Source organism: Shewanella sp. ZOR0012, assembly GCF_000798835.1.
GTDB classification, from domain to species: Bacteria; Pseudomonadota; Gammaproteobacteria; order Enterobacterales; family Shewanellaceae; genus Shewanella; species Shewanella xiamenensis.
Genome location: NZ_JTLE01000094.1, coordinates 4,194,874 through 4,202,445, shown reverse-complemented (window position 1 = coordinate 4,202,445; position 7,572 = coordinate 4,194,874). Strand labels below are relative to the sequence as shown.

Sequence of the window (7,572 nt, the reverse complement as noted above, 5' to 3'; positions counted from 1 at the left end):
GTTTGTAAGCTCTTACCCGGCAAGTCTTTGATACGGCCGCTTTCGATAAACAGGGTTAAATGCCACTTACCATCGACACCTTCGACCCAGCCGTAACGATCGCCGCGATCGCCAATCACTACATCGCGCTTAGGCTCAAATTTAACGCCGGCACGGGCTTCCACTTCGGCTTTAAACTTTTCATAGCCATGATCGACGATAGTGTACTTAAGGCGCGAACGCTTACGGTTGGTACGATTACCCCAGTCACGCTGCACTGTCATCACAGCTTCGGCAAACTTCATCACATCTTCAGTTTTGATAAAACCAAAGTCATCGGCCAAGCGTGGGAAGGTTTCTACCTCTCCGTGGGTCGAGCCCATGCCGCCACCTGCGGTCAGGTTAAAACCGACTAATTCGCCATTTTCAGCCACGGCAATAAAGCCTAAGTCGTTAGTGTAGACATCAACATCGTTATCAGGCGGTACGGCCACGGCCATTTTAAACTTACGTGGTAAGTAGGTTTTGCCGTATACAGGTTCTACGGTTTCGTCTTCGGTGGTCAGTAACTTCTCTTCATCTAACCAAATCTCGGCGTAAGCACGAGTGTGCGGCAGCAGATGATCAGACAGCTTTTTCGCCACTTCATAGGCCTGCGCATGCAGCTTAGATTCCACCGGATTCGGGTTACACATCACGTTACGGTTAACGTCACCACAGGCAGCGATAGAATCCAGAGCCTCACGGTCCAAACCTTGAATAATGGTCTTGAGATTACGCTTTGGAATACCGTGGTATTGGAACGTCTGACGCGTCGTTAAACGAATACTGTTAGAGCTGGTGAGCGTCGAGGCAATTTCATCTACGCCTAACCATTGCTTAGGTGTACACACACCGCCAGGCACGCGGGCACGTAACATAAAGCTATATAAAGGTTCGAGTTTTTGCTCTTTGCGCTCGTTACGCAAATCACGGTCATCCTGCTGATAGAAGCCGTGGAACTTGATCAATTGCTGATCGCCGTCGCTAAAACTGCCCGTCACCGAGGAGTCTAATCCCTCTTTAATGGTGCCACGCAGATAATCACTGTCGGTCTTTAGGTATTCGTTTAATGCTAACTTTTGCTCACTCATGGCAACTGCCTCTTAAAATTCGGTCGGCGGCAGTATCTCAGTGGATACTGCTCTCTATCTTTGGGATCGATTAATTAGTACACGTCTTTTTGGTAACGTTTATGACTGCGCAGGGTCTCGAAATATTCTTCCGCCGCCTCGCTAGACAGTCCGCCAAACTCCACCGCAACCGCTAATAAGGCTTGGTGTACGTCTTTAGCCATACGCTCGGCATCACCACAAATATAAAGATGCGCGCCGTTTTGCAGCCATTGCCACAGGGCTTGCCCCTGCTCTTTAATGCGGTGCTGCACGTAAATCTTATGGGCTTGATCCCGTGAAAATGCCACATCGATACGGGTTAAATCGCCGTTTTTCAGATACTGTTGCCACTCAGTTTGATACAGGAAGTCCTGCTCAAAATGCGTGTTGCCGAAGAATAACCAGTTATCGCCCTCAGCGCCTTGTGCCACGCGCTCCTGCATAAAGGCGCGAAACGGCGCAACCCCGGTGCCAGGACCAATCATGATGACCGGCGTTTGTGGATCTTCAGGTAAACGGAAATGCTTATTCGGTTCAACATACACTTTTACTTCGGCGCCTTCCTGCGCCGAGGCTAAAAAGTGCGATGCACCGCCAAAACGCGTTTGCCCTTGATGTTCATCTTCCACCAATGCCACGGTTAAATGCACTTCCGTATCAACCTCACTCTGGCTCGAGGCGATGGAGTAGAGTCTTGGCGTTAATGGGCGTAATAATTCCACTAACTTGTTTGCATCGAGATTAGCGTCAGGCTTGAGCTTGTAATTAGCCACTAAGTCTGCAAACTGATGATGTAAGATAAACTGACGAACCTGCTCTTTATCTTCGCTAATAGCAAGTAGCTCAGGACTTGCGGACAACTCGGCCCAAGTTTTGACTAAACCAGGATACAACTGCGTCAGTTCTTTCTTCTCGATCAAGGCTTGCTTGAGGCTGATTGACTCATTAGCGACAGTCACCTTGGTATCGGCCGCTAACCCTAAGCCCGCTAAAATCTCATCGACTAAGGTTTCGCTATTGCTAAACCACACCCCAAGGGCATCACCGACTTCATAGCGTAAGCCTGATTCACCTAAATCAATTTCAACGTGGCGCACATCTCTGTCTGAACCGCGTCCGGTGATCTTTTGGCTCACCAACACTTCGGCACTGTAAGGGTTTTGCTTAGTAAATTCGCTCTCGCTGGCAACTTGCGCCGAAGTTGAATTAATTTCATTCAGTGCCACCACATTAGCCGTGGTTTGAATGAGTGGCTTAACCGCAGTAAGCACATCGGCGTGCCACTGTCCGGCCGCAGCATCATAGTCCACATCACACTCAACCAACGGCAATAAGGCTTTAGCGCCTAATGCCGAAAGCCGCGCATCAAAGTCTTTACCGGTTTGGCAGAAGAACTCATAGCTCGAATCACCCAAAGCCAACACTGAGTAATGTAAGTTGTTTAATTGAGGTGCGCGTTTTGATGCTAAAAACTTATGTAATTCAATCGCATCATCCGGCGCTTCACCTTCACCATGGGTACTGACCACCAGCAATAACAAAGTTTCTTGCTTGAGCTGGCGCACATTGTATTCACCCATGGAGGCTAAATTCACGCTATAGCCCTGTGCTTTAGCCTTTTCGGCCAAGGCTTTGGCAATGCCACGACCATTGCCGGTTTGGCTGCCATAGAGAATAGTTACAGTCTGCGCTGCCTGTGTATCAGACACTGGCACTAGCTGGGCTTGATTCCCTCCCGCATTGGCCGTTGCGGCTAAATAACCACTCACCCAAGCAAGTTGCACGGCATTTAATTCCGCGGTGAGTTGTTTCAGCTTGTCGACCTGCGGTTGCGACAGGGGTGAAGCCAGTGATGAAAGTTCTTTTAACAACATGAGACGGCCCTATGACAGTGTAATACCCAGCAGATTAACGTGGATTTGGAAAAGCAAAAAAGAATAAAATTTGATTTTTAATTCCATTTTGGAATATACAAAGTGCAAAAATTAAGCTACAAAAGTGTGCACTGGTTAAAACTTTTTGATACGACCAGTGCAGAATCGACTAGCTTGAGCAATATGCGCTTGTGTCAAACCAAAGTATTGCCACAATGGTACGAGCCTGCAGTACAGTGACCTTTTGTTGCTCGCTAAGAAGTTTGTTTTAAAAAAACAAATTTTATACCAAGTTTGAATGCGCTAACTAACTGCCACAATTGAACAGACGAGTTCATTCTTATCGCGGCCTAGCCCTACCTAGGTTTAGCTCAAGGGAAGCACTCAGGCGGAACGATTATATAAACCATCAGGGAGTAATCATGCAGATTGGAATACCGAGAGAGAGTCTCGTCGGTGAAACTCGGGTCGCCGCGACTCCAGCCACCGTCGAACAGCTTAAAAAGCTCGGCTTTGAAGTTGTTGTTGAGGCCAATGCTGGCTTACTGTCTAGCTTTGACGATGCCGCCTTTGAAGCAGCTGGCGCGAAGATCACGACAGAGGTTTGGCAAGCGGATCTGATTTTTAAAGTCAATGCACCGACCGATGCTGAAATTGCGCAAATTAAAGAAGGCGCGACCTTAATCAGCTTCATCTGGCCCGCTCAAAATGCTGAGTTGGTCGAGAAACTGTCTAAACGCAACATCAATGTGATGGCGATGGACATGGTGCCACGTATTTCCCGTGCCCAATCCCTCGATGCTCTCTCTTCTATGGCAAATATCGGCGGTTATCGCGCCGTAGTTGAAGCCGCGCACCACTTTGGCCGTTTCTTTACCGGACAAATTACCGCCGCAGGTAAAGTCCCTCCGGCCAAAGTGCTGGTGATTGGTGCCGGTGTGGCAGGCCTTGCAGCCATTGGTACCGCAGGTTCTTTAGGGGCTATCGTTCGCGCCTTCGACACGCGTTTAGAAGTGGCCGAACAAATCGAATCCATGGGTGGCCAGTTCCTTAAGCTGGACTTCACCAATGAAGATGGCAGCTCATCGGACGGTTACGCTAAAACCATGTCGGACGAGTTTATCGCTGCCGAAATGGCGCTATTTGCCGAGCAAGCCAAAGAAGTCGATATCATCATTACTACAGCGCTGATCCCAGGCCGTCCTGCACCTAAGCTCATCACCAAAGCCATGGTCGACAGCATGAAGAGCGGCTCTGTGATTGTCGATATGGCAGCACAAGCGGGCGGTAACTGTGAATACACCCAGCCTGGCGAACTCTTTGTCACTGAGAATGGTGTAAAAGTCATCGGCTTTACCGATCTTCCAGGCCGCTTGCCTGCACAATCGTCTCAGCTTTACGGCACTAACTTAGTCAACCTGATGAAGTTAATGTGTAAAGAGAAAAACGGTATTGCCAGCATCAGCTTTGATGATGTGGTCATGCGCAACATGACAGTCGTGAAAGAAGGCGAAGTCACCTTCCCGCCACCACCTATTTCGGTGTCAGCTGCCCCTGCGAAACCTACCGCTAAGGTGGAAGTGAAATCTGCTCAAGCCAAAGCGCCTTCAAAACTCAAGTATATTCTCGCCGCCCTTGGCGCTGCGGGTTTTGCCGCAGTTGCCTCGGTTGCGCCAGCCGAGTTCTTATCCCACTTTACAGTTTTTGTCCTGTCCTGCGTGGTGGGCTATTACGTGGTGTGGAACGTATCCCACTCACTACATACGCCTTTGATGTCAGTGACTAACGCGATTTCAGGCATTATCGTGGTCGGCGCCTTGCTGCAAATAGGCCAAGGTTCAACCTTGGTCACTGTGTTGGCGTTTATCGCCGTGCTGATCGCCAGTATTAACATCTTCGGCGGTTTTACCGTCACTCAGCGCATGCTGAAGATGTTCCGTAAGGATTAAGGGGGTATAACGTGTCTCAAGGACTGGTAACAGCAGCTTACATCATTGCCGCCGTGCTCTTTATCTTCAGTCTCGCTGGATTGTCGAAACAAGAAACGGCCAAACACGGCAATTTATTTGGTATCACAGGTATGGCTATCGCCCTACTGGCGACCATTTTTAATCCAGACACCAGCGGTGTCGCGTGGATTATTGTCGCCATGGTGATTGGTGGTGCCATCGGCGTGCGTTTAGCACTTAAAGTCGAAATGACGGAAATGCCTGAACTCGTCGCGGTGCTCCACAGTTTTGTGGGTATGGCCGCAGTGTTAGTGGGCTTTAACAGCTTTATCGACTTACACCCAGAACAAGTATCACAAGTGGTTGTGGCCGTGGGCGGGGATATGAACTCCACTCTCGCAGCAGTGCAGAATGCGCTGAGCGAAGCGGCAAAAGCGGCTGAAAACGCCCATATGACTGGCGCAATGCTCAACATTCACTTAGTGGAAGTCTTCCTCGGGATCTTTATCGGCGCGGTAACCTTTACCGGTTCTATCGTCGCTTTTGGTAAATTACGCGGATTAATTTCATCTAAACCGTTGATGTTGCCGCATCGCCATAAGCTAAACCTCGTCGCTGTATTAGTATCACTTGCCCTATTGGTGTACTTCGTGCAAACAGGTGGCACTATGCCAGCACTGCTGCTGATGACCTTAATTGCCTTTGCTTTTGGTTGGCACTTAGTGGCTTCTATCGGTGGTGCGGATATGCCGGTTGTGGTGTCCATGCTGAACTCCTACTCAGGTTGGGCTGCAGCGGCAGCAGGCTTTATGTTGTCGAATGACCTCTTGATTGTCGTTGGCGCATTAGTCGGCTCATCGGGTGCGATTCTGTCTTACATCATGTGTAAGGCGATGAACCGCTCGTTTATTTCGGTTATCGCAGGTGGATTTGGTACCGATGGTGTAGCCTCCTCTGGTGATGAAGAAATGGGCGAATACCGCGAAACCAACGCCGAAGATGTGGCGGATATGCTGAAAAATGCCTCTTCCGTTATCATCACCCCTGGCTATGGTATGGCAGTGGCACAGGCGCAATATCCAGTGGCTGAAATCACCCAAAAACTGCGTGACCGCGGCGTAAAAGTACGCTTTGGTATTCATCCGGTAGCGGGTCGTTTACCTGGCCATATGAACGTACTGTTGGCTGAAGCTAAAGTTCCCTACGATATCGTGCTTGAAATGGACGAAATCAACGAAGACTTTAGCGATACCGATGTCGTGCTGGTGATTGGCGCGAACGACACAGTCAATCCTGCGGCGATGGAAGACCCGGGCAGCCCAATTGCGGGCATGCCAGTGCTTGAAGTATGGAAAGCGCAAAACGTGATTGGCTTTAAACGCTCAATGAACACGGGTTATGCGGGTGTACAAAACCCTCTGTTCTTTAAAGACAATACCCAAATGTTGTTCGGCGATGCTAAGGCCAGTGTTGAAGCGATTTTAAAAGCGCTGTAATCCGTTTAAGCACTGAATCACTCGATACAAAACTCAAAGGGAGCCATTGGCTCCCTTTGCTTTTTAGAGGGTTTTATTGCGCTAGGCTTCACATACTTTTAAGCCTGCTCAGCTAGTCTCTGCGCAGTTTATCGCTTCAGGTAAAAGGAGATATCATGCTGCTTGGATTATTTATGCTGTCGGCAATATTAATCAAAACGTCGTTATTAGGGCTGGGTTGGATATCAATTGGTATCGGCGTTGGGGGTTATCTTTTTTGCCGTTTTTACCACATTAATCTTGCAGACCTCCTGGTCAAAAAATTTAGACGGCTTTTTATCAGTGGGGCGATATTACATCTGCTGCTGTATCTCGGCCTTATCGTAAAACTCTTCCTGATCGATAGCCTAGAGGATATTCCAGCCTTTTTAATCAGTCATTTGGTATTCCATCATGCACTCTGCGCACTCATTGCAGCCGCCCTTACCTTTATGGCGATTGGTGTTTACCTTAGCCAACAAAAGCTAAAGCAGGCAAATATCACTTCCCCCATCGCGAACTAATTTAGCCCCTAAAAGCCAAAAGGAGCCACAAGGCTCCTTTTGATAGCAATTCATTTTTGATTATGCTGCTTTAGCAATATCAAAATTAGATAACAACATCACAGCTGTACGGCCGAGTAAATGATTGATGGTACGATCGCCAACCAATCCTAATTCTGCAATGGCTTGCTGACGTGCAGTGCTTACCGCTCTAAACAGAGTGATTTCATTATTGGTGCCGCCACAGAGGCTGAAGAATAATCTTAACACTGCGCGGTAATGCTCTTCTTGCATCGCTTGCATCCAAGAGGTTTCTAGCGCTTCTTGGCTAGAGAAGTCGAGCGCAGCAACAAAAAGATTGCCAATACGGCTGTCTAAGCGAATTAAAAAGTCGTTCTTCCGCGGAAAGTGGTGACTAATACCTGTGCGGCTAATCCCCGTTGCTTCAGATAACGTGGTATAAGACATAGTCTCAAAGCCAATAGTCAAAATTTGTCTTAACGCTTCATCCATAATCTGATTGATGGTCTGCTCAGTCTGTACTCGCGAGCGCTTAGCCATAATAAAGTCTCCCACTGTTCTTTTTGTGGGATAGAGCT

The 7,572-nt window shown here is 48.5% G+C and carries 6 protein-coding genes; 3 read left to right on the top strand and 3 right to left on the bottom strand.

The annotated features are described in order from the left end of the window. On the bottom strand, positions 1–1,112 hold a 1,112-nt coding region (locus tag L976_RS20135; RefSeq protein ID WP_047540788.1), incomplete at its 3' end, for an NADPH-dependent assimilatory sulfite reductase hemoprotein subunit. A gap of 74 nt (positions 1,113–1,186) precedes the next feature. After that, the gene (locus L976_RS20130; RefSeq protein ID WP_047539591.1) at positions 1,187–3,007 is read right to left on the bottom strand and encodes an assimilatory sulfite reductase (NADPH) flavoprotein subunit; all 1,821 of its coding nucleotides are present in this window, start codon (positions 3,005–3,007) and stop codon (positions 1,187–1,189) included. A gap of 422 nt (positions 3,008–3,429) precedes the next feature. On the opposite strand from L976_RS20130, the gene L976_RS20125 reads away from it, so the two are divergent. The 3 genes from L976_RS20125 to L976_RS20115 all read left to right on the top strand — a co-directional run bounded on the left by L976_RS20125 (position 3,430) and on the right by L976_RS20115 (position 6,994). Continuing rightward, on the top strand, positions 3,430–4,956 hold the full coding sequence (locus tag L976_RS20125) for a Re/Si-specific NAD(P)(+) transhydrogenase subunit alpha (RefSeq protein WP_047539590.1): 1,527 nt from the start codon (positions 3,430–3,432) through the stop codon (positions 4,954–4,956). Positions 4,957–4,967: 11 nt separating this feature from the next. Next, entirely contained in the window at positions 4,968–6,452 is a 1,485-nt protein-coding gene (pntB, locus tag L976_RS20120) for a Re/Si-specific NAD(P)(+) transhydrogenase subunit beta (RefSeq protein ID WP_047539587.1), read from the top strand. Between the two features lie 155 nt (positions 6,453–6,607). Beyond that, positions 6,608–6,994, top strand: coding sequence for a hypothetical protein (locus L976_RS20115; protein WP_047539585.1), 387 nt, complete (start codon positions 6,608–6,610; stop codon positions 6,992–6,994). Between the two features lie 60 nt (positions 6,995–7,054). On the opposite strand, the gene L976_RS20110 is transcribed toward L976_RS20115, so the two are convergent. Beyond that, positions 7,055–7,534, bottom strand: a complete 480-nt coding sequence (locus L976_RS20110; protein ID WP_037421701.1) for a TetR family transcriptional regulator — start codon at positions 7,532–7,534, stop codon at positions 7,055–7,057. Positions 7,535–7,572: the final 38 nt, after the last annotated feature.